Here is a 22,046-nt window from a genome sequence, read left to right as displayed (position 1 = left end):
TTCCAGGGGAGCGGGAGGACTGACCGCGACTTCGGAGGCGTGGAGGATGGCCCTGCGCACCAGCGTGGGCGTGTCCAGCAGCAGCCCCACCCGGCCGTCCCCCAGGATGGTGGAGCCGGAGATGCCGGGGATGTTCTGGAAGAGGCGCCCCAGGGGCCGGATGACCCGCTGGCCCTCGCCCTGGAGCTCATCCACCGCCAGCCCGATGACGCCATCCGGGTGCCTGAGGACGACCACGTTCTCCCGGGCCGGCATGCCGCCGCCCAGGCAGAACACCTGGCGAAGCCGCAGGTACGGCAGCGGCTGGCCGCGCAGGGACAGCACTCCCGCCGCCTCCGACGTGCGCTCGCCGGCGGGGACCTCCATGCACTCCTGCACGCCCTCGATGGGGACGACGTACACCTGGTCCCCCACGCCCATGGCGAAGCCCTGGATGACGGCGAGCGTGAGCGGCAGCCGCAGCGTCAGCGTGGTGCCCTGCCCCTCCTGGCTCTGGATGGACACGGAGCCGCGCAGGGCCTCGATGTCCCGGCGCACCACGTCCATGCCCACGCCGCGGCCGGACAGCTCCGTCACCTCGGTGGCAGTGGAGAAGCCGGGCTCGAAGATGAGGCGCAACAGCTCGTCATCGCGCAGCCGCTCGGGCGCCGCGACCAGCCCCCGCTGCCGCGCGCGCTCGCGGACGCGCTCGCGCTGGATGCCCCGGCCGTCGTCGGACAGCTCCACCACCACGCTGCCGGCGTCATGGTAGGCCTTGAGCCGCAGGCGGCCCCGGGGGTCCTTGCCCGCGGCCCGCCGCTGGTCCGGCGTTTCAATGCCGTGGTCCAGCGCGTTGCGCAGCAGGTGGAGCAGCGGGTCGCGCAGCGCGTCCAGCACCGCGGTGTCCAGCGTGGCGTCCTCGCCCTCCAGCTCCAATTGGGCCAGCTTCTGCTGGGAGCGGGCCAGGTCGCGCACGGTGCGCAGGTGCTGACGGAACAGCGGTCCCACCGGGACCATCCGCACCTTCATCACCTCTTCCTGGAGCGCCTCGAAGAGCGGGTCCATCTCCCGCTGCTGGTTGAGCGCGTCCTCCCAGTGGGCCCCGGACTCCTCCGCGCGGGACAGGAATTGCGCCATCCGGCCGCGCGCCACGGACAGCTCCGCGGTGAGCGTGACGATGCGGTCCAGGCGCTCCAGGTCCATGCGCGCGCGGCCCCGCCCCGAGCTGCGCGGCTCCGGCAGGCGCGGCAGGGCGATGGGGAGGGACGGCGCCGCCGTGGGGGCCCCCGCGACGATGCCCTCGCGCAGCCGGACGAGGTGGGCCTGGTGCACCGCGCCCAGCGAGTCCACGCCCGCGAGCGACGCCCGGGACAGTTCGCGAAGGTGGTCCATCGCGCCGAGCAGCAGCGACACCCGCGTTTCGTCCGGGGCAAGGCGCCCGTCGAGCAGGGCCTGGAGGAGGTCCTCGACGCCGTGCGTGTAGTCCGTCACGGCCTGGAAGCCGAGCGACCCCGCCGCGCCCTTCAGCGTGTGGGCCCCGCGCAGGATGTCCTGGAGCAGCCCTTCCGCCGGAGAGACCTCGAGCGCGATGAGGTTCTCTTCCATGGAGGAGACCAGCCCCTCCGCCTCGTCCGCGAAGACGGCCAGCACCTTCTGCCATTCCGCGGTGGTTTCCGACGACATGTCCCCCGGGCCTGTCGTCACCTTCCGCTCCGGGAGCGAAGGGCCATCCGCGCACGCATGGGGACAGCTGGAGGGTCCTTCAGGAACAGCGACACGCGCCCCCCTTCCTCAAGATGCAAGGCATTGCCATGAAGGTGGGCCGACCCCCAGGCGAGGAATCAATCGAGAAATCAACAGTATCCAATTAAACAAAAGGAAACAACCTCACCGCTGATTTCACGCTCAGTTGGAATCAGCGGGCAGGCGGCGCTCGGAGTCAGAGCAGGACGTCCCGGGTTGGATGACAGACATCGACAGATGGAGACATCTCTCGCCTGTCCCGAGTTACATGTTTCAATTCCATCCACACCCAACACAGTGCGTCTCGTACGTTTGTCCAAGACACTCACTCGCACTCCGGGGTGATGCGGACTCGCCGGCTCATGCGCGACGCTCGCTTGAGTACACAGCCGACGGCCGGAGGAACTGCATGCCCAGCGTCATCGTGGTGGGAGGCGGAGTCGCGGGTCTGACGGCCGCGCACGAACTGGTGGAGCGTGGCTTCGAGGTCCACGTCTTCGACACGCGGACGACCTGGGGCGGGAAGGCGCGCTCGCAGCCCGTGGCCGGTACGGGGACGGACGGGCGGCGCGATCTGCCGGGCGAGCACGGCTTCCGCTTCTACCCGCGCTTCTACCGCCACGTCATCGACATGATGCAGCGGACGCCCGCGGTTCCCGGTGTGGCCACCCCCACCGTGGATTCTCACCTCCGGGCCACCACGGAGAGCGCCATCGCGCTCATCGACGAGGACACGTGGTACCGCTTCTCCCGCCGCCGGCTGGACAAGCCGTACGACGTGCTGGAAGCGCTGGAGCTGTTCTTCCAGAAGCTGGACATCGACCAGGCCGACAGCAGCCTCCACAGCCTCAAGATCCTTCAATTCCTCTCATCCAGCGAAGCGCGCCGGTTTGGCCAGTACGAGCAGCTGTCGTGGTGGGACTTCGCGCAGGGCGACCTGTACTCGCCGAAGTTCCAGCGGCAGCTGCGGGCCGTGCCGCGCACGATGGTCGCCATGGACCCGAAGCGGGGATCCGCGCGAACGATTGGCGCCATCTCCATGCAGCTCATCCTCGACTTCGCGCAGAGCGGGGTGAACAACGACCGGACGATGGGCGGCCCCACCAGCCAGATGTGGCTGGACCCCTGGGTCGCCCACCTGCGCGGCCTGGGCGTCCAGTTCCACGCGGGCACCCGCTGCACCGGCTTCGACGTCGCGAGCGGCCGCATCTCCGGCATCCGCTTCGCCAACAGCGAGTTCCGCGCGGCCGACCACTACGTGCTCGCGGTGCCCCTGGAAGCGGCGCATGCCCTCATCACGCCGGAGCTGGCCGCGTTGGACCCGGCGCTGGCGCGGCTGCGCGCGGCCAACGTGGAGGAGCTGGTGTCCTGGATGGTGGGCATCCAGTTCTTCCTCTACGAGGACGTGCCGCTGGTGCGCGGCCACACCTTCTATCCGGACTCGCCGTGGGCACTGACGTCCATCTCGCAGCCGCAGTTCTGGCGCGAGCTGGGCCTGTTCCGGCGCCAGTTCGGGGACGGACAGGTGGGCGGGCTGTTGTCCATCGACATCTCGGATTGGAACACGCCCGGCACGTTCGTTCCGAAGCGCGCGAAGGACTGCACGCCGGAGGAGATCAAGACGGAGGTCTGGGGACAGCTCAAGGCCGCGCTCAACGGCAGGGACGCGGAGGAGCAGGTGCTGACGGACGAGCTGCTGCACTCCTTCCACCTGGACTCGGACCTGGACTACGCCAAGGGGCTGCCGCCGCTCAACTCGTCCGGCCTGCTGGTCCATCCGCCCGGCTCCTGGGAGGTGCGTCCGGAGGCCGCGAGCGCCATTCCCAACCTCTGCCTCGCGGGGGATTTCGTCCGCACGCACACGGACCTGGCCTCCATGGAGGGAGCGTGCGAGGCGGGCCGCCGCGCCGCCAATGCCATCCTCGACCGGACGCATTCACAGGCGGGCCGCGCGGCCATCTGGCCCCTGGAGGAGCCCGCGTGGCTGGAGCCCTGGAAGCGCCTGGACACGGCGCTGTATCAGCGCGGACGCCCGCACCTGTTCGAGTTGCTCGGCCTGCACACCGCGCTCCAGGCAGCGGACGTGCTGCGCCGGTACGCGGCCGTCACGGGCATCACCGACGTGGATGACTGGTTGGATCAATTCCGCGTCACCGGCATGGTCGACACGCTGCTGGCGCGGCTGGGCGTCCGCTGAAGCGCCTCGCCTGCTCGCGGGGGCTATTGGAGGGACGGCTGCGTGGGTTCCTCCTGCTTGCCGCCCCTGGCCACGGCGTAGTCCTCCGCGCCGGTGAAGTCGACGACGCGGCAGGGCTCATCGCCCACGACCCAGGCGTCATGGCCTGACGGAACGAAGGCGACGTCGCCCGGCTCCAGGTCCAGCTCCTGACCGTCCTCCATCTGGATGTGCATCCGCCCGGACAGGACGCTGAGGGTGTGGACCACCTCGCAGCTCTCCGTGCCCGCGATGGGCTTCACGTGCTGCGACCATTGCCAGCCGGGCTCGAAGTGGCCCCGGCCAATGCTGAGTGCTCCCAGGTTCAGGATGGTGGCCTCTCCGTGCGAAATGAAGGGCCGGCGCTCGTCCGCCTCGTTGGCCTTCTTGATGATGGCGCGTGCCATGGTGTGACTCCTCCGGGTGAATGGGTCCCAAGAGGAAAACTGGGGGCCGCGCGCGCTGGAGGAAAGGGTCCGGGCCCGGACACGGCGGTGGACTGGAGCACGGGGTGTAGCGCCCGTCCCCACCTCCGTACCTTCGTGCCGCAGTCGACCTGGTACCAAGGGGGAGTCGAGCCATGCGCCTTCCGTCGCGCCTTGCCCTGTGGGCGTGTCTCGTTGTCGCGCAGGGATGCCGCACGCATTCCGAGCCGCCTCCCGCGCCGCCTCCCACGCCGCCCACCGCCACCGCCCGGCCGCTCCACCTGGCGAAGCCGGAAGCCATCGAGTTCGAGTTCGGACGGGCCCAGGCCACCGCCTGCAATTGCTTCAAGGCCGACGCGACCGCGAAGGAAGGGGGCGCGTGCGCCACGCCACGCTTTGGCGCGTACCTGCTCGCGCTGACCTGGGCGCCCACCTTCTGCCGGACCCATCCGGACAAGGAGGAGTGCGAACACCTGGAGGGCACCTTCGGCGGGACGCACCTGACGATCCACGGGCTGTGGCCGCAGTTCACCGACGCGGAGGCGCAGGAGAACAAATGCACCTACCCGGCATACTGTGGCGGGCTCTGCGAATGTCAGGGCAGCAACGCCCCCTCGCGGTGCTTCCCGGACCCCGCCACGATTCCACCCGCCATGGGCACCTACGGCCCGGGCTTCGTCACGGACAACTTCTTCCTCGCGAACCATGAATGGCCCAAGCACGGCAGCTGCACGGGGATGGATGCGAGGACCTATTTCCAGAGCAACATCGACGCGCTGCTGTCATTGCCGGGCGACCAGGGGACGCCGGCCGCGATCACGGACAACGTCGGCGGCAGCGTGGCGCTGGAGGAGCTGCGCGCCTCGTTCGGCCAGGGTGACAGCGTGGCGTTCGCTTGCGATTCAGGCTGCAACCTCACGGAGGTGGGCGTCTGCTTCTCCGTGGATGATCAGCGGCGCCCCGCCGCGCGCATGACGTGTCCGGGGAACGTGAAGAGCGGCGGGACCAACAGCTGCGTGGGCAATGGCTCGCAGCCCCGCTGCCCCACCGTGAAGATTCAAGCCGCGAAGCCCTTCGACCCGGGCGGCGGACCGTCCTCCACCTGCGGGCAGCCGGGCCAGGGCCCCGCGTGCACGAATGATCAGCTCTGCCAGGACCAGGGCTGGGTCCGCTGCGCGCGCTCCGGGTGCTGCACCACCGTGCCAAAGCGCTGAATCAGGCCACGGCCTGGAGGCCCGCGTCGCGAGGCACCTTCGCGGCGGCCACGCGCACGAGCTCCGGATCCGCGCCGTCCTTGTGGGCGTTCTCGCTCAGGTGCCGGCGCCAGGCGCGCGCGCCGGGCAGTCCCTGGAAGAGGCCCAGCATGTGCCGGGTGATGGCGCCCAGCGGCGCCCCCTGGCTCAGCTGCGTTTCGATGTACGGCAGCATCGCGTCCACCACCTCGTGCCGCGTGAGCGGGGCCTGCGTGCTTCCGAAGAAGCGCCGGTCCGCGTCCGCCAGGAGGTAGGGGGATTCGTAGGGCGCGCGGCCCATCATCACGCCGTCCACGCGGCCCAGGTGCTCCGCCGCCGCGTCCAGCGTCTTGATGCCGCCGTTGAGGCTGATGTCCAGGTGCGGGAACTCCGCCTTGAGCCGGTGCACCAGGTCGTAGCGCAGGGGGGGCACGTCCCGGTTCTCCTTGGGGGACAGGCCCTGCAGCCATGCCTTGCGCGCGTGCACGATGAAGCGCGTGCAGCCCGCCGCGGAGACGCGCCGCACGAAGTCCTCCAGCGTGGGCCACTCCTCCAGGTCGTCGATGGCGATGCGCGACTTCACCGTCACGGGGATGCGCACCGCTTCGCGCATGGCGGCGACACCGCGGGCGACGAGGTCCGGCTCCGCCATCAGGCACGCGCCAAAGCGGCCGGACTGCACGCGGTCACTGGGGCAGCCCACGTTGAGGTTGATCTCGTCGTAGCCCCACTCCTCGCCAATGCGCGCGGAGGCGGCCAGGTCCGCGGGCTCGGAGCCGCCCAGTTGGAGGGCCACCGGGTGCTCGGCGGGCGTGAAGCCCAGCAGGCGGTCGCGCTTGCCGTGGAGCACCGCGCCCGTGGTCACCATCTCCGTGTAGAGCAGCGTGTGGCGGGAGATGAGCCGGAAGAAGTACCGGCAGTGCCGGTCCGTCCAGTCCATCATCGGCGCGACACACAGCGGCATGGGGTAGGCCAGGGCAGTCATCGCCCTACCCATATCCGGACTCCCGCCGTCCGCCCAGGGTCTCCCGAGGCCCCCTCCGAAGGCAGGCGGGCTGGCGTGCACCGGACAAGGGCTCAAGCGGGAGCGCTGAGCACCACGCCCTGCTCCGCGAGCCACGCGTCCACCAGCCGCTGGCCGGCGTCCGTCAGCGTGAAGCCCAGCCCGGCCCACTGCTGGCCGTTGAGCATCACCACCTGCCCCAGCGCGCGGCCGAAGGCCACCTCCGGCGCCGCGTGCTTGAGCAGCGCCCCCGCGTAGTGGTGGAGGAACAGGTCGAAGTTCTTCGCGAAGTCCGGGTGCCCGGGCAGCGAGTCGCTGCGCGTGTCCGCCGCCACGTCATACGCCTGGATGTGCGCGCCGAAGCCCAGCACCTCCACCAGGAACGCATGCATCCGGTCCTGTCCGCGCACCCGGCCGGGCAGCCACCGCTCCGGCCCCGCCGGCGTATGGAACGTCCACAGCCCGCGCTGACGCGTGGCGGCGAACGGCAGGCCTCCCCCCTGGGCCTGCCGCTCCAGCCGCGCCGCGCGGCGGTGTACCCGCAGGGGCGCCGCCTCAGAACGCGCGGGGAAGTAGACGATGACCGCCGGGGCCGAGCGGGCGCAGTTCATGGGGGACACGACTCCAGAGGGGGAACACCTGCACCGGAATTATCCGGCGTCAGTGCCCAGGAGTTGCTTCCCAGCCAACGCTTTTCAGGGGCCTCCCGGCACGGGCCCGGCGAGCGCCTCCACGGCCTCCGGGAGCATGCCCCGGTCGAGCGCGGCCAGGAGGGTGTTCAGCTGGGCGGACACCACCGCGCGCGACACCTTGGCGCCCGCGCCGTCGCGCACCAGCAGCTCCAGCGTGGCCTGGGCCAGCAGCAGCGGCAGCGTGGTGAAGGCGAGCACGTCCCGGGGCGCCCCGGCCAGGTGCAGGGCCCGCACGTAGCGCGCGGCCGCGACCAGGTCCTCACCCGCCAGCCGCTCCACGTCCTGGAGCTGGACCCCGTCCGGCAGCCACACGCGGCCTTCCTTCCGGTCCTGCCGCGCGTCCTTGAGGATGTTGACCAGCTGCAGCCCCTCGCCGAACAGCGGGGCCAGGGAGCGCAGGTTCGGCGCGTACGGCGCGAGGCGCGGATCCAGGACGAACAGCTCCGTGAGCAGCTCGCCCACCAGTCCCGCCACGATGTAGCAATAGTCACGCAGGGCCTGGAGCGACTCCAGCCGCAGCAGACCCCCTTCGGAGGCGCCCGCCAGCACCTGCCCCATGCCCTGCACCGTCTTGCGCACGAAGTGGCGGAGGATGGCGCCGGCCTCCGGGCGCAGCGCGTCCAGGCTGGCCAGCAGCGTGGGGGTGCTCGCGAGGAGGTCCAGGTAGCCCGCGTTCTCGCTGGGAGGACGCGTCAGCCACTCGCGCGACAGGGCCTCCGCGTCCGCGCCCGGGGGCTCCTCGAGCAGGGTTTCAAAGGCGGCCAGCGCCTGGCGCCGCTCGTCGCGCGTCCAGGGGGCGGCGTCCTCCAGCGTGTCGGCGACGCGCAGGAGGAGGTAGCCGAGGCCCACCTCCCGGCGCAGGGGCTCTTCGAGCAGCGGGATGGCCAGCGCGAACGTGCGGCTGGTCCGCTCAAGGAAGTCCGCCAGCTCTTCATCCCGGAACGGCAGGGGGACCGTCGCGGTGGGGGCGTCACTCAAGGAACCGTCCTCCGGAACGGGCGAGTCCTTCCGCCCGGGCCCTCACTGCCACAAGCCACCCACCGACACACGCGAGAACATGCGCGCCCGGCGCGCGGGTCCCACAACGGACACCCGCGCGACGGGTCTTCCAGGGGCTTCAGGGCGCCGGAGCGACCGTCGGCTTCGCCGCGGGCTGCGCGGGGGCCGCGGGCTGGGCCGGGGCGGCGGGGACCGGCGCGGCCACGGGCTTCGGCTCCGGCTTCTCACGCGACTCCAGCATCTTGCCGTTGTCGGCCGCGATGCGGCGGTACCACGCGTCCGGGTAGCGCGGGTGGCCCACCTTGCCGGTGGCGTCGCGCACGTTGCCGTCGATGTACTTCACCAGCATCTGCTCGCCCAGCTTGCGCCAGCGCGCGTGGACCTTGTCGCCCTGCTGCAGGGAATACTCGGTGAGGTACTGGCGGGCCTGCTCCGGCGTCCGCTTGTAGAGCACCTGCGCGATGCTCTCCACGTTGGCCTGATCCGCCAGGAACTGGCCCTCCAGGTCCCCCTGCGCCTTCTGCACGTCGACAATCATGTCGCTCCAGCGCCCGTAGGCCTGGTTCGACACCCAGTTGAAGACCCAGAAGGACGAGTCCCAGGAGAACTCGCCGCGGCTGGCCACGCCCTGCGCGAAGTTCTTCGGCACCTGCCGGATGCCCGCGTACATGGGCGTGTAGACGGTGGTGAAGGTGTCATCCACGCCGAACCAGAGCACGCCGCCAATGGCGTCCGGCAGCGACGAGCGCATCTGCGCGACGAAGGAGAAGCCCGTCTGCTGCGTGGAGATGGCGCGCTCGTGCACGTAGCTCTTGCCGTCCACGTCCCACGTCATGGGGCGCCAGCGGTAGGGCACCGCGTAGGGCCCCGCGCCCACGTCCTTGGACATGTCCAGCGGCGTGCCCTCGAAGTGGTCGCGCATGAGCGCCATGGCGTCCTGCACGGACACCTTCTTGTCCGGCTTCACCCACAGGGGCAGCCGCTTCGTGGTGTCCGCGCCGTCCGCGTACTCCACGCCCAGCTTCAGGGACGGGGCCGCGCGGCGGAAGATGCTCCACACGCGCGCCTCGCTGAAGCGCTGCCCGCCGAAGTCCAGCGGGTGGTACGTGTCCGCGAAGCTGAAGTCCTTGTCCGCGCCCTTGTACCAGCCCTTCGCGCGCGCGAAGGAGATGACGTCCGGCGCGTACAGCGTGGTGGCGCTGTCGTTGAGCGGGAACTGGCGGATGCGCGACTGGTTGGCGTGCGCGGAGATGGCGCCGTCCGGCAGCTTCCGGGCCACCCACACCGCGCCCTTCTGGCCCTCACCCTTGCCAATCATCTCCAGGAGCCACGCCTCCTTCGGGTCGGCGATGGAGAACGTCTCACCGGTGGAGGCATAGCCGTACTCGGCGACCAGGTCCGTCATCACCTGGATGGCCTCGCGCGCGGACTTCGCGCGCTCCAGCGCGATGTAGATGAGCGAGCCGTAGTCGATGATGCCCGCGGGCCCCTCCAGCTCCTTGCGGCCCGTGAACGTGGACTCGCTGATGGAGAGCTGGTGCTCGTTCATGTTGCCCACCACGGAGTACGTGGCGGCCGGCTGCTTGATGCGGCCCAGGAACTTGCCGGTGTCCCACTCCATCACGTCGCGCATGGCGCCGGCCGCGTGGCGGCGCGCGGGCGTGTAGTAAAGCTCGCCGTACAGCTCGTGCGCGTCCGCCGCGTAGGTGATGAACGTGGAGCCGTCCGTCGTGGCGCCCTTCGTCACCAGCATGCTGGTGCAGGCGTCCGCGACGACGGGGGCCACCAGCACCGCAGTCAGCGGCAGCGCGGTGAAGAGGATGGAAGGGAATCGGTTCATGGCGGCGCAATCTAGCAGGACCGCCGCCCGCTGCCCGCCCGGACAGGTTGCCCGACCGTCGGGCACCCGGGCCCCTGCCGCACGACACCATGCGTGAAGCCGATGGACACCGAGCGCCCCGCTACTTCCCGGCCCTCACGCTGGATGGCACCGCCCGGACGGGGACGCTAGGGTTGGCTTTTCGCGCCCCGGGGCCGTCCCAGCCCCGGAGGCTCCCGCTGGAGGAAGCCGTGACGGAGATCGTGGTGGGCCTGGTGGTGTTCTTCGTCCTCACGGTCGTCCTGGGGCCCGCCCTGTGGAGCTCCCGCATCTGGTGGAGCAAGGCGGACCGGGATCAGGTGAAGGACAAGTACGGCCGCCCCCAGAAGGACGCGAAGGACCCTTGAGGGACGGCCGTGAGGGCTACTCGTCGTTCTGGCGCAGCGCCGCCAGCACGTTGAGGTCCTCCAGCGTGGTGGTGTCCTGCGAGGACTGCTTGCCCGCGGCCACGTCGCGCAAGAGCCGGCGCATGATCTTCCCCGAGCGCGTCTTGGGCAGCCCTTCCGCGAAGCGGATCTCATCCGGCCGCGCGATGGCACCAATCTCCTTGCCCACGTGCACGGCCAGCTCCTTCTTGAGTGCGTCCGAGGGAGCGTTCCCCTGCTTGAGCGTCACGAAGGCCACCAGCGCCGTGCCCTTCAGGTCATCCGGGCGGCCCACCACCGCGGCCTCGGCCACCTTCGGGTGCGCCACGAGCGCGCTCTCCACCTCCGCGGTGCCCAGGCGGTGGCCCGCGACGTTCACCACGTCGTCCACGCGCCCCATCAGCCACACGTAGCCGTCCGGGTCCGTGCGCGCGCCGTCGCCGGTGAAGTACATGCCGGGCAGCTCGCTGAAGTACGTGCTCACGTACCGCTCCGGGTCCCCGTACACGGTGCGCAGCATGGACGGCCAGGGCTTCGTCACGAAGAGCAGCCCGCCCTGCCCCTTGGGCACGCGCTTGCCGTCGCGGTCCAGGATTTCGGCGTGGATGCCGGGCAGCGGGAAGGTGGCCGAGCCGGGCTTGGTGGGCGTGGCGCCGGGCAGCGGTGAGACCATGATGCAGCCCGTCTCCGTCTGCCACCACGTGTCCACCACGGGGCAGCGCCCCCCGCCGATGACGTCGCGGTACCACATCCACGCCTCGGGGTTGATGGGCTCGCCCACGCTGCCCAGGAGGCGCAGCGAGGACAGGTCGTGCTTCTTCACCGGCTCATCGCCCAGGCGCATGAAGGCGCGGATGGCGGTGGGCGCGGTGTAGAGGATGGTGGCCTTGTAGCGCTCGATGATGTCCCAGAAGCGGTCCGGCCCCGGCTGCGTGGGCGCGCCTTCGTAGATGATGGTGGTGACGCCGTTCATCAGCGGGCCGTAGACGACGTACGTGTGGCCCGTCACCCAGCCCACGTCCGCGGTGCACCAGTAGACGTCGTCGTCGCGCAGGTCGAACACCCAGCGCGTGGTGAGCGACGCGTTCATCGCGTAGCCCGCCGTGGTGTGCAGCACGCCCTTGGGCTTCCCGGTGGAGCCGGACGTGTAGAGGACGAACAGCGGGTGTTCGCTCTCCACCCACTCCGGTTCGCACACGTCGGACTGGCCCTTCACCAGCGCGTCCCAGGCGACGAACTTCGGACCTTCCGGCAGCTTGCCGTCACCGGTGCGCGTGAGGACGACGACCTTCTCGAGGCCGGGGACGTTCGGGAGCGCGGCCTCCACGTTCTTCATCAGCGGCACCACCGCGCCCTTGCGCCAGCCGCCGTCCGCGGTGAGCAGCACCCTGGCGCCCACGTCCTTCATGCGGTCCTGGAGCGCCTCCGAGGAGAAGCCGCCGAAGACGACGGAGTGCACCGCGCCCAGCCGCGCGCACGCGAGCATCGCGACGGCGGCCTCCGGCACCATGGGCAGGTAGATGCCCACGCGGTCGCCCTTCTTCACGCCCAGCGACTTGAGGCCGTTGGCCAGCCGGTTCACCTGCCCGGACAGCTCTCCGTAGGTGATGCTCCGGCGGTCGCCCGGCTCGCCCTCGAAGAGGATGGCGGGCTTGTCCTTCAGCTTCGGCAGGTGCCGGTCCAGGCAGTTGTAGGCGAGGTTGGTCTTCCCCTCGACGAACCAGCGCGCGTGGGGCGGCTTCCAGTCCAGCACCGTCTGGAAGGGCTCCTTCCAGTAGAGCTCCTCGCGGGCGCGGTCGCCCCAGTACCTGTCCGGATCCTTCGCGGCCTCGTCCCACAGCCGCTGGTAGTCCTCCATGCCGCGGATGTGGGCCCGCTCGGAGAACTCCTTGGGCGGGGGGAAGACGCGGGACTCGGTCAGGACCGAGACGATTTCCTGCGGGTCTGCCATGGGCGTTCCTCCAGCTGAAGCGTGGGAACAGCCCTCCTGTTGTAGGAAGCCCTCCGCGCTATCTCAAGGGTTCCCTTCGCAGCGGGTGTTCCCCTGAACGCCGTCGAAGCGGAGCCACAGCTCGCAGGTGCAGGCGGTGTTGTTGTTGGCGTCGTAGGTGAGGCGCAGTTGCCCATTGAACTCGGTGGCGCACCGGGTGGTCGCGTCCAGGTGCACGCGGACCTGGTCGAGCAGGCACTCATTCGTCCCGTCGACGACGGTGCTGACGTTGGCCACGCTGCCGTCGGCGGTGAAGGCCTCGCCGTCCTCCAGGAAGTAGCCGAGCAGCTGCATGTTCTGCACGCCGAAGTCCGCGCGCACCACGCGGCCGGAGATCTGGAGGCTCAGCTGGAGGTTGCCCTGGAACTTCTCCAGCAGGCCGCAGTCGTCGCGCAGCGTCTCCGTGGGGAAGAGCTCGTACTCGCCCTCGTTCTGGCTGTAGGGCAGGCAGCCCGCCAGGGTGGAGGCCAGGAGGGCGGTGAGGCACAGGCGTCGCAGGGTAGACACGGCACGCACCATCGCCCACGGGAGGCATCCGGAACGGGCGCTCGGCGGGGGGCTTTGGGTAGAGTGCGACGCCATGCCTGAATACCGCAACCCCAAACCCACCGTGGATTGCATCATCGAGCTGTCCGGCGAGCGCATCGTGCTCATCCGCCGCGCGAACCCGCCCGTGGGCTGGGCGCTGCCAGGCGGCTTCGTGGACGAGGGCGAGCCCCTGGACAAGGCGGCCATCCGCGAGGCCAAGGAGGAGACGGGCCTGGACGTGACGCTGGAGGAGCAGTTCTTCAGCTACTCGGATCCGAAGCGGGACCCGCGCCTGCACACGATTTCGACGGTGTTCATCGCGAAGGCGACGGGCGAGCCGGTGGGCGCGGACGACGCGGCGGAGGCGAAGACGTTCACCGTGGACGCGCTGCCCAAGGACCTGTGCTTCGACCACGGCACCATCCTGTCGGACTACCTGACGTACAAGCGCACCGGGAAGCGCCGCAAGCTGTAGGCGGTACGGGCCTTCGCGGATGCACTACCTGTTCGTCCTCCTGGCGCTCGGGGCGCTGCTCATCGTGCATGAGCTGGGGCACCTGGTGGCCGCGCGCCTGTTGGGCGTGCGGGTGCCGCGCTTCACCGTGGGCTTCGGCCCGCCGCTGCTGTCGTTCCGGCTGGGCGGGACGCAGTTCGTGCTGGGCGCGGTGCCGCTGGGCGCGTCCGCGAACCTGCAGGGGATGAACCCGCACCGCTCCGCGGAGGAGGACACGTCGGGCTTCGGAAACCTGGGGCCCCTCAAGCGGATGGCCATCATCCTGGCGGGGCCGCTGGCGAACTACGCGGTCGCGCTGGGGTTGTTGTTCGCGCTGTATTCGTCCGGGACGCACGTGGTGGTGCCGCTGACGGTGGGCACGGTGGTGCCGGGTTCCGAGGCGGCGCGGGCGCAGCTGCTTCCCGGAGACCGGCTGGTGGGCGTGGACGGCAAGCCGCTGGAGAGCTGGTCGGACTTCGTCACGCGCGTGGCGGACGGCGTGGGCGGGCAGCTGGCGCTGTCGGTGGACCGGCACGGCGAGCCGCGCACGGTGACGGTGCGGCCCCGGGCGGACGAGCGCGGCGCGGGGCGCATTGGCGTGAGCCAGCAGTACGTGTTCCGCACGCACGCGCCCGGCGAGGCCTTCACCCAGTCGCTGGTGCACACCGGACGCGTGGCGTCCGAGGCGCTGTCCACGCTGGGGGCGATGGTGCGCGGGCCCCATGCCGCGGGCCGCGCCGGGCCGGGCGCGCTGATGCGCCAGGAGTCCTCCGACGTGGCGTCTTCCACCGCGTCCGGGGTGGATGCGCTGGTGCGCGCGCTGGTGGCGGCCTCCGTGGCGCTGGCGATGCTGACGCTGGTGCCGGTGCCGGGACTGGACGGAGGCCGGATGCTGCTGCTCGCCATCGAGGCGGTGAGCGGCCGGCGCATCCCGCCGCGCGTGGAGACGGTGGCGCAGACGGCCGGGTTCCTCTTCCTGTCCATTGGCATCCTGGCCACCGCGGGCGCGGAGATCCGCCGCGCGCTGCCGTCGCAGGAGGCGCCAAACATCGGGACGAAGGCTCCGGCGGGCGAACCCCTCGCGACGGTAGCCCCCGTCGCTCCGGATGCGGGCGCTCCCGTGGCCGTTGCCGCACCTCCGGTCACGGACGCGGGCACGTCCGGGACCGCCACCGCGCCTCTCGCTCCGGACGCGGGCACGTCCGGGACCGCCGTGCCCCTGCTGGCTCCGGACGCGGGCGCCGCGCGCGTCGTGGCGCCCTCGCCTCCCTGAGACGGCCGCCCGCCTGCCCTGCTGGCATCCAGCCTGGAACCGAGCGCCTGCTGGATGGCAGGTGCCGCATGGTTGCGTTCAACCTCGTTGATTGCACGGCCGCGTGTGCGCCACTAGAAGCCAGGACCCGTTTCCACCTCGAACCGACCTAGAGCTCCTGCATGCCCCAGCCCCTGCCCCCGACCCTCTCCTCTTCCGATGAGCGTCACTTCGCGGGCGGCGATGAGATGGGTGAGCTGGTGCGTTCGCTGGACTGGTCCCGCACGCCGCTGGGTCCTTCACGCGACTGGCCCATCAGCCTGAAGACGATGGTGGGCGTCGTGCTCCACAACCGGTTCCCCATGCTCATGTGGTGGGGCCCGGAGATGATCCAGATCTACAACGACGCGTACCGGCCGGTGCTCGGCCACAAGCACCCGGCCTCCATGGGCGCGCCGGGCGAAAGAATCTGGCCGGACATCTGGGACGTCATCGGCCCCATGGCGCGGAGCGTGCTGAACGGAGGCCCCGCCACCTGGAGCGAGAACCTGGCGCTGTTCCTCACCAGCCGCGGGTTCATCGAGGAGACGTTCCACACGTTCTCGTACAGCCCCATCCCCGACGAAGAGGGCGGCGTGGGCGGCGTGCTCGTCACCGTGCGCGAGACGACGCAGGAGGTGCAGCACGACCGGCAGCTGCGGATGCTGCGCGACCTGGCGGCCCGCTCCGCGGATGCGAAGTCCCCGGAGCAGGCGTGCCACGCCAGCCTGGAGGTGCTCGAGGGCAACGACCTGGACCTGCCCTTCAGCCTGCTCTACCTGCTGGACGCGGACGGCGTCACCGCGCGCCTCGCGGGCGGCACCCGTCTGTCCGACACCGTCCTGGCCGCGCTGCCCACGCAGCAATCCCTCTCCGCCGAGTCCGGCACCGACTGGCCCTTCGCCGAGGCCGCGCGCACCGGTGGCGCCATCGTCGTGAAGGACCTGGGCCCGCGCCTCTCCGCCCTGCCCGGAGGCCGCTGGAACACGCCGCCAGCGCTCGCCGTGGTGCGCCCCCTGACGCGGCCCGGCCAGTCGCGGCCGTCCGGCTTCCTCGTGGGCGGCGTCAGCCCCCGGCGGCTGCTGGACGCGCCCTACCACGCCTTCTTCCAGGCCACCGCCGAGCACGTCGCCGCCACGGTCGCCAACGCGCGCGCCTATCAAGAAGAGCGGCAGCGCGCGGAGGCCCTCGCCGCGCTCGACCGCGCGAAGACGGCCTTCTTCAGCAACATCAGCCACGAGCTGCGCACGCCGCTCACGCTGCTGCTGGGCCCCACCGAGGACGCGCTCGCCAGCCCCGAGCGCGCGCTCCAGGGCGACGCGCTGGAGACGGTGCACCGCAACGGCGTGCGCCTGCGCAAGCTGGTCAACACGCTGCTGGACTTCGCGCGCATCGAGGCCGGCCGCGTGCGCGCCACCTACGAGCCCACCGACCTGGCCGCGCTCACCGCCGGGCTCGCCAGCGCCTTCCGCTCCGCCATCGAGCGCGCGGGGCTGGTGCTCGACGTGGACTGCCCGCCCCTTCCGGAGCCGGCCTGGGTGGACCACGAGATGTGGGAGAAGATCGTCCTCAACCTCGTCTCCAACGCGCTGAAGTTCACCTTCACCGGCACCATCACCGTGGCGCAGGCCCTGCGGGACGGGCACATCGAGCTGCGCGTCACCGACACGGGCACCGGCATCCCCGCGCACGAGCTGCCGCGCCTCTTCGAGCGCTTCCACCGCGTGCACGGCGCCCGCGCGCGCTCCCACGAAGGGTCCGGCATCGGCCTGGCGCTGGTGCACGAGCTGGTGCGGCTGCACGGCGGAACGCTCACGGTCCAGAGCGAGCTGGAGCGCGGCACCACCTTCACCGTGTGCATCCCCACGGGCTTCGCGCACCTGCCGCGGGAGCACGTGACGTCCATGCCGAGCCAGCGCTCGCTGCCCGCGAGCGCGGACCCCTACGTGCGCGACGCCCTGGGGTGGCTCAAGGAGGTGCCTTCCACGCCCGACGAGGACAGCGGGCCTCCGGAGCCCGCCGGCGTGGACGCGCTGGGATTGGAGGAGCGCGGGCGCGTGCTGCTCGCGGACGACAACGCGGACATGCGCGAGTACGTGGGCCGGCTGCTCGGCGCCCACTGGACGGTGGAGATGGTGGCGGACGGCGAGGCCGCGCTCCAGGCCGCGCTCGCGCGCCCTCCGGACCTCATCCTGTCCGACGTGATGATGCCCGGACTGGACGGCTTCGGGCTGCTCCAGGCCCTGCGCGCCGACGAGCGCACCCGCACGGTGCCCGTCATCCTCCTGTCCGCCCGCGCGGGGGAGGAGGCCCAGGAGGAGGGGCTGACCGCGGGCGCGGATGACTACCTGGTGAAGCCCTTCTCCACGCGAGACCTGCTCTCGCGCGTCACCGCGCAGCTCACCCGTTCCCGGATCCGCAAGCTGGAGGCCGCGCACGGCGAGCGGCTGGCGCGCATCTTCCAGCACGCGCCCGTGGGCATCGCCATCCTGCGCGGCCCGGAGCACGTCTTCGAGTTCGCCAACCAGAACTACCTCCGGCTCATCGCGAACCGGAACGTGGTGGGCAAGCCCGTCCGCGAGGCCATGCCGGACCTGGCCTACCAGGGCTTCTACGAGCTGCTGGACGGCGTCTACACGACGGGCGAGCCGTACATCGGCCGCTCGATGCGCGCCGTCTTCCAGCACGGTCCGCAGGCCGCGCAGGAGATGTTCTTCGACTTCGTCTACCAGCCCATGAGCAACGCGCAGGGCCAGGTGGACAGCATCATCGCCGTGGTCTTCGAGGTGACGGAGCTGGCCACCGCGCGGCGTGAGGCGGAGTCCGCCAACCGCGCGAAGGACGAGTTCCTCGCGATGCTCGGCCATGAGCTGCGCAACCCCCTGGCCCCCATCCTCACCGCGCTCCAGCTGATGCGCCTGCGCGGCGACACCGGCGCGGAGCGCGAGCGCACGCTCATCGAGCGGCAGGTGACGCACCTGGTGCGCATGGTGGATGACCTGCTGGACGTCAGCCGCGTCACCCGGGGCAAGGTGACCCTCAAGCGCGAGCGCGTCACGCTCACCGACGTGGTGGCGAAGGCCATCGAGCAGGTGAGCCCGCTCATTGATCAGCGCCAGCACACGCTGGAGGTGGAGCTGCCCGAGCGCGGCTCGGACCTGAACGGCGACCCCACGCGCCTGGCGCAGGTGTTCGCCAACCTGCTCACCAACGCCGCCAAGTACACGGAGCCGGGCGGCTTCCTCGCCATCACGGGCACGCGCGAGGACCAGGAGCTGGTGGTGAGCGTGCGCGACACCGGCGTGGGCATCGCGCCGGACATCCTGCCCCGCGTGTTCGACCTCTTCGTGCAGGAGCACCAGGCCCTGGACCGCTCCCAGGGAGGACTGGGGCTGGGGCTCGCCATCGCGCGCAGCCTGGTGACGCTGCACGAGGGCACCATCAGCGCGCACAGCCAGGGCCGGGGCCTGGGCAGCACCTTCACCGTGCGCCTGCCCGCGCTGGAGGCGGAGGTCCCCGCCGCGCTGCCCACGCCGCAGCCCGGCGCGCTGGTGCCGCCGGAGCCCACCTCCGTGAGCGCGCGCGTGCTCATCGTGGATGACAACCGGGACGCGGCGGACGTGCTCTCCGAGTCCCTGGAGTTCCTGGGGTGCACGACGCGCGTGGCCTACGACGGCCCCACGGGCCTGGAGGCGGCGAAGGCGTTCCGCCCCGAAATCGCGCTCCTGGACATCGGCCTGCCGGTGATGGACGGCTACGAGCTGGCCCGGCTGCTGCGCCAGCAGGAGGAGCCCCGTCCCATGAAGCTGGTGGCGGTGACGGGGTACGGCCAGGAGTCCGACCGCCAGCGCAGCAAGGCCGCCGGCTTCGACGCGCACCTGGTGAAGCCGCTGCACTTCGAGACGCTGGAGACGCTGCTCAAGGACCTGACGGGCGCCTGAGGAGCAGGCCGCCCGTCGTCCAGGGGACGTCAGGCCCCACGAAGCCGGGCCGGGCGGCCGTGAAGGCTTTATGCTCCGGCCCCACATGGCCACGCCTTCCGCGCCCTCCGCCCCCGTGGCGGACGGTGGACTCTTCTGCGAGCTGTATTGGGGCACCTCCCTGGCGGAGGCCTGGAGCTACGGCCCTGAGCTGGCCCAGGTGCACGCCGCGCCCGACGAGACGGCCCCCCTGCCCCTCTACGGCTTCACGCTGCCGGAGGAGCCCTTCCTCCTGGCCGAGCGCACGCCGAAGGGCTGGCGCATCCACGTGCCGCCGTCGGCGCGCGTGGAGAAGAGCCTCAAGGGCGACAGCTTCCAGCCGGTGGGCCCGGAGGAGCTGACGGGCACGCCCGGCCGCGCGGCGGTGGAGCTGCGGGAGGGCATGACGCTGCGCCTGATGGAGGGCGAGCTGCGGCTGCTGGTGCAGCCGTCGGTGGTGAAGGAGCGCGCGGGCCGCTTCCGCGTGCGCGACGTGGCCTGGCTCATCACCGTGGCCATCCTCTTCCTGAGCGCGCCCGTCGCCTTCCTCACCATGGGGCCGGACCCGGCGCGCCTCGCCGCGAACAACGCGAGAGCGCTGCAGGTCGCCCACGAGAAGGAGGAGGCGCGGCGCAAGGAGATGGGGTTGGACCAGCCGCTCAAGCCGCTGACGGAGGCGGAGCGCGCCGCGCAGAAGCAGGACGGCGGCGCGCGCGTCAACGTCCCCGCGAGCTTTGGCGTGCGCTAGTCAGGGCCCCAGCCCCACCCAGACCTCGCCGTCCTCGAAGAACTCCTTCTTCCAGATGGGCACGTCCTGCTTGAGCCGCTCGATGGCGTACTCGCAGCCCCGGAAGGCCTCCTTGCGGTGCGCGGAGGCCGCGGCGATGACGACGGCCAGCTCCCCCGGCACGAGCGTCCCCACGCGGTGCATGATGGCCAGCCGCGTGCCCGGCCATGTCCGGGCCACCTCGTCGCCAATCTCCGCGAGCTTCGCCTCCGCCATGGGCGCGTAGGCCTCGTACTCCAGCCGCAGCACGCGCCGGCCCTTCGTCTGGTCGCGCACGGCGCCGGAGAACGTCACCAGCCCGCCCGCCCCTTCGGAGGCCACCGCGTCCACGACCTCCGAGAGCTGGAGCGGCCGGGCCACCACGCAGAAGAGGCCCCGAGGCGCCCCGCCGGCCACGGGCGGAATCAGCGCCAGCTCCGCGTCCTGCGACACCGGCGTGTCCAGCCCCACGAACTGCTGCTGCACCGCCACGCGCAGGTGCGGCAGCAGCGGCGCCAGCGGCGGGTGCTTCGCGGCCAGCAGCGCGAGCACGTCCGAGACACGCGCCCCCGGGGGCACCTCCAGCGATTCGCGCGACAGGCCCGCGCGCTCGCGGGCCGCGGCGAAGTACAGCACCGTGACGGACATGGCCTTGAAGCCTCCTGGCGAGTCCCTAGCGTTCGCGCAGCACGACGCGGCCCTGGAGCCGCCCGCCGCCGTCCACGGGGGAGAAGTCGAGGAACCCGTACTCGAACGGGGTGAGCCGCTCCAGCAGCGCCGTCACGAGGACCTGGCTCGCCATGAGCTCCCCCGTCCCGAGGCCCGGCACCGAGCGCACGCCGGCGAGGTCCGCCCGCAGCCGCCCCATGTCCACCATCAGCGACAGGTGGCCCGGGCCGAACGCCTCCGCGCCGAAGCGCGTGCGCAGCGTCGTGCCCACGTCGCCCGTCTCGCGGCCGGTGAGCACCTCGCCCGCCTCCAGCGTGGCGCGCTCCGGGGTGAGCGTGAGCGACACCGGCTGCTCCATGAGCCGCGTGCGGAAGCGCGTGGTGTTGCCCTGCGCCTCCTTCTGGAAGACGAGCGCGTTGTCCTGCAGCTGCTTCTGGATGAGCTGGAGCACGGGCTGCACGGCCGTGAGGCCCGCCTCCATCACCACCGTGCCCTTGGGCGCGGGGCGCCGGTCCCGGATGAAGGCCCGGAAGAAGGCCGCCGCGTCGAAGTAGACGAGCATGGCCACGTCGCCGCGCAGCGCCTTCAAGAGCGGCTCCGCGTCCAGCCCCTGCTTGCGCCAGCGCTCCAGCGTCCGCTGCCGCCGGGGCGACTCCGGCGAGCCGAACACCAGCCGCGCCAGCTCCTCCGGGGGCACCGACAGCTGCGCCGCCGCCACCGGGCCCACCGCCGCGCGCCCCAGCAGCTGGGAGGCCGGGCCCCGCGTGCCGCCCAGCAGCGGCCGGGACGACGACAGGAAGCCATCCAGCTCCGCCTGATCCGCCTGCACCGCGAGCGCGCCGAAGAAGCCACGCACCGGCATGTCCTCCTTCTCCGCCTCCGGCACCGGCGGCGCGGAGAAGAGGAACACGCTGCCGTCGCGCACCTTGCCGCGCAACTCGCCCAAGAGCGCGTTCTCGGAGAGGCCCGGGCCGGTCAGCGTCTCCACCCGGCGGCGCACCCGCTCCACGTCCGGGGACTCGTCCACCGCCAGCGCCTTCACCGTCTCCCCGGACTCCGGGGCGTCCGGCGAGTCCGGCACCGCGAGGTACACGTAGCCCCGGTCCGCGAACAGCAGCATGGACCGGCCACCGTCCACCGGATCCACGCGCGCGCTGCCGTCCTCGCGGGGCAGCACCTGGTGGCCGGCGTCGCGCAGCTCGCGCGCCACGGCCGCGAGCGCCGCCCGCGAGTCCGTCACGCCCAAGAGCGCCACCACGCCGTCGAAGTCCGGCAGGAGGAAGAAGCCGAAGCCCTCCTCGGGGTCCACCTCCGATGGGCCTCCCGCCAGGCTGCGCAGGAGCAGCGGCACGAGCGGCGTCTCCCCCAGCGTCTGGCGCGCGTTGCCCCGGCCCACCAGCCGCTCGTAGAAGTCCACCAGCCCCTCCACGTTGCCGCGAAGGCGGGGCACCCACAGCACCGTCTGCGCGTCCTGGGGCACCGCGCGGAGCACCGGGCGCGGCACCACGGTGAGGACCACCCGGGCCAGCTCCTTGTCCCCGTCCAGCGCCCGCACCGTGTAGCGGCCGGCGCTGTCCCAGGCGTGGCTTGCGCCCGGGGCCGTGCGCGGCGGTGTGCCGTCCCCGAAGTCCCAGGTGAGGGTGGGCGCCTTCGGGGCGGTGGAGCCGAAGGTCTCCGGCACCCCCGCCTCCAGCGTGCGCTCCGGCCCCAGGTCCGGCCTCAGGCCCCGGCAGCCGGAAAGTCCCAGCCCCACCGCGGCCAGCAGGAGGAACAGCCGAAGCGGGGATGGGAGCGCGCGGGGACGGGAGGCCATGGGCC

The 22,046-nt window shown here is 71.6% G+C and carries 17 protein-coding genes; 7 read left to right on the top strand and 10 right to left on the bottom strand.

The features are described from left to right. A partial coding sequence (locus tag D7W81_RS10650; RefSeq protein ID WP_167508045.1) for a chemotaxis protein CheA occupies positions 1 to 1,662 on the bottom strand: 1,662 nt, incomplete at its 3' end. Between the two features lie 469 nt (positions 1,663 to 2,131). Here D7W81_RS10650 and D7W81_RS10645 point away from each other — a divergent pair. Further along, positions 2,132 to 3,919: a hydroxysqualene dehydroxylase gene (locus D7W81_RS10645; RefSeq protein ID WP_158621542.1), complete on the top strand. Its 1,788-nt coding sequence runs from the start codon at positions 2,132 to 2,134 to the stop codon at positions 3,917 to 3,919. Between the two features lie 23 nt (positions 3,920 to 3,942). Here the strand turns inward: D7W81_RS10645 and D7W81_RS10640 are convergent, their stop codons facing one another. Beyond that, entirely contained in the window at positions 3,943 to 4,344 is a 402-nt protein-coding gene (locus D7W81_RS10640; RefSeq protein ID WP_120555233.1) for a cupin domain-containing protein, read from the bottom strand. Between the two features lie 173 nt (positions 4,345 to 4,517). Between D7W81_RS10640 and D7W81_RS10635 the strand changes: the two genes are divergently transcribed. Then, entirely contained in the window at positions 4,518 to 5,576 is a 1,059-nt protein-coding gene (locus D7W81_RS10635) for a ribonuclease T2 family protein (protein WP_120555232.1), read from the top strand. Between the two features lies 1 nt (position 5,577). On the opposite strand, the gene dusA is transcribed toward D7W81_RS10635, so the two are convergent. The 4 genes from dusA to D7W81_RS10615 form a co-directional block, all read right to left on the bottom strand. Next, positions 5,578 to 6,579 carry a tRNA dihydrouridine(20/20a) synthase DusA gene (dusA, locus tag D7W81_RS10630; protein WP_120555231.1) on the bottom strand — a complete coding sequence of 334 codons (1,002 nt, stop codon included), beginning with the start codon at positions 6,577 to 6,579 and terminating at the stop codon, positions 5,578 to 5,580. A 92-nt stretch (positions 6,580 to 6,671) separates the two neighbouring features. Further along, entirely contained in the window at positions 6,672 to 7,208 is a 537-nt protein-coding gene (locus D7W81_RS10625) for a hypothetical protein (RefSeq protein ID WP_120555230.1), read from the bottom strand. Between the two features lie 84 nt (positions 7,209 to 7,292). Beyond that, positions 7,293 to 8,267, bottom strand: coding sequence for a squalene/phytoene synthase family protein (locus tag D7W81_RS10620; RefSeq protein ID WP_120555229.1), 975 nt, complete (start codon positions 8,265 to 8,267; stop codon positions 7,293 to 7,295). 139 nt (positions 8,268 to 8,406) lie between these two features. After that, positions 8,407 to 10,128, bottom strand: a complete 1,722-nt coding sequence (locus tag D7W81_RS10615; RefSeq protein ID WP_120555228.1) for a dipeptidase — start codon at positions 10,126 to 10,128, stop codon at positions 8,407 to 8,409. A 230-nt stretch (positions 10,129 to 10,358) separates the two neighbouring features. Between D7W81_RS10615 and D7W81_RS42310 the strand changes: the two genes are divergently transcribed. Beyond that, positions 10,359 to 10,514, top strand: coding sequence for a hypothetical protein (locus tag D7W81_RS42310; RefSeq protein ID WP_158617143.1), 156 nt, complete (start codon positions 10,359 to 10,361; stop codon positions 10,512 to 10,514). A gap of 16 nt (positions 10,515 to 10,530) precedes the next feature. On the opposite strand, the gene acs is transcribed toward D7W81_RS42310, so the two are convergent. Further along, positions 10,531 to 12,483: an acetate--CoA ligase gene (gene acs, locus D7W81_RS10610; RefSeq protein WP_120555227.1), complete on the bottom strand. Its 1,953-nt coding sequence runs from the start codon at positions 12,481 to 12,483 to the stop codon at positions 10,531 to 10,533. A gap of 63 nt (positions 12,484 to 12,546) precedes the next feature. Next, entirely contained in the window at positions 12,547 to 13,029 is a 483-nt protein-coding gene (locus D7W81_RS10605; protein WP_244227120.1) for a hypothetical protein, read from the bottom strand. Positions 13,030 to 13,102: 73 nt separating this feature from the next. Here D7W81_RS10605 and D7W81_RS10600 point away from each other — a divergent pair, with 73 nt between their 5' ends. From D7W81_RS10600 to D7W81_RS10585, 4 genes are all read left to right on the top strand, one after another. Beyond that, positions 13,103 to 13,525 carry an NUDIX domain-containing protein gene (locus D7W81_RS10600; RefSeq protein WP_120529920.1) on the top strand — a complete coding sequence of 141 codons (423 nt, stop codon included), beginning with the start codon at positions 13,103 to 13,105 and terminating at the stop codon, positions 13,523 to 13,525. A gap of 19 nt (positions 13,526 to 13,544) precedes the next feature. Further along, positions 13,545 to 14,816 (top strand): M50 family metallopeptidase, encoded by a 1,272-nt coding sequence (locus D7W81_RS10595; protein WP_120555225.1) that lies wholly within the window; start codon positions 13,545 to 13,547, stop codon positions 14,814 to 14,816. Positions 14,817 to 14,977: 161 nt separating this feature from the next. Next, positions 14,978 to 18,775, top strand: a complete 3,798-nt coding sequence (locus tag D7W81_RS10590; RefSeq protein WP_120555224.1) for an ATP-binding protein — start codon at positions 14,978 to 14,980, stop codon at positions 18,773 to 18,775. A gap of 85 nt (positions 18,776 to 18,860) precedes the next feature. Then, on the top strand, positions 18,861 to 19,541 hold the full coding sequence (locus D7W81_RS10585) for a hypothetical protein (protein WP_120555237.1): 681 nt from the start codon (positions 18,861 to 18,863) through the stop codon (positions 19,539 to 19,541). Here the strand turns inward: D7W81_RS10585 and D7W81_RS10580 are convergent, their stop codons facing one another. Together D7W81_RS10580 and D7W81_RS10575 are read right to left on the bottom strand one after the other, a co-directional pair. Then, on the bottom strand, positions 19,542 to 20,207 hold the full coding sequence (locus D7W81_RS10580) for a molybdenum cofactor biosynthesis protein (protein ID WP_120555223.1): 666 nt from the start codon (positions 20,205 to 20,207) through the stop codon (positions 19,542 to 19,544). A gap of 25 nt (positions 20,208 to 20,232) precedes the next feature. Beyond that, positions 20,233 to 22,041, bottom strand: a complete 1,809-nt coding sequence (locus D7W81_RS10575; RefSeq protein ID WP_120555222.1) for a PKD domain-containing protein — start codon at positions 22,039 to 22,041, stop codon at positions 20,233 to 20,235. Positions 22,042 to 22,046: the final 5 nt, after the last annotated feature.

This window comes from Corallococcus aberystwythensis, assembly GCF_003612165.1.
In the GTDB taxonomy this organism is placed as follows: domain Bacteria; phylum Myxococcota; class Myxococcia; order Myxococcales; family Myxococcaceae; genus Corallococcus; species Corallococcus aberystwythensis.
This window is presented reverse-complemented; position numbering and strand designations above follow the sequence as displayed.

Coding starts and splice junctions, on each gene's coding strand:
- D7W81_RS10645 (WP_158621542.1), top strand. CDS start 2,132: ATGCCCAGCGTCATCGTGGTGGGAGGCGGAGTCGCGGGTCTGACGGCC.
- D7W81_RS10580 (WP_120555223.1), bottom strand. CDS start 20,207: ATGTCCGTCACGGTGCTGTACTTCGCCGCGGCCCGCGAGCGCGCGGGC.
- D7W81_RS10590 (WP_120555224.1), top strand. CDS start 14,978: ATGCCCCAGCCCCTGCCCCCGACCCTCTCCTCTTCCGATGAGCGTCAC.
- D7W81_RS10595 (WP_120555225.1), top strand. CDS start 13,545: ATGCACTACCTGTTCGTCCTCCTGGCGCTCGGGGCGCTGCTCATCGTG.
- D7W81_RS10600 (WP_120529920.1), top strand. CDS start 13,103: ATGCCTGAATACCGCAACCCCAAACCCACCGTGGATTGCATCATCGAG.
- D7W81_RS10585 (WP_120555237.1), top strand. CDS start 18,861: ATGGCCACGCCTTCCGCGCCCTCCGCCCCCGTGGCGGACGGTGGACTC.
- D7W81_RS10625 (WP_120555230.1), bottom strand. CDS start 7,208: ATGAACTGCGCCCGCTCGGCCCCGGCGGTCATCGTCTACTTCCCCGCG.
- D7W81_RS10615 (WP_120555228.1), bottom strand. CDS start 10,128: ATGAACCGATTCCCTTCCATCCTCTTCACCGCGCTGCCGCTGACTGCG.
- acs (WP_120555227.1), bottom strand. CDS start 12,483: ATGGCAGACCCGCAGGAAATCGTCTCGGTCCTGACCGAGTCCCGCGTC.
- D7W81_RS10575 (WP_120555222.1), bottom strand. CDS start 22,041: ATGGCCTCCCGTCCCCGCGCGCTCCCATCCCCGCTTCGGCTGTTCCTC.
- D7W81_RS10635 (WP_120555232.1), top strand. CDS start 4,518: ATGCGCCTTCCGTCGCGCCTTGCCCTGTGGGCGTGTCTCGTTGTCGCG.
- D7W81_RS10640 (WP_120555233.1), bottom strand. CDS start 4,344: ATGGCACGCGCCATCATCAAGAAGGCCAACGAGGCGGACGAGCGCCGG.
- dusA (WP_120555231.1), bottom strand. CDS start 6,579: ATGACTGCCCTGGCCTACCCCATGCCGCTGTGTGTCGCGCCGATGATG.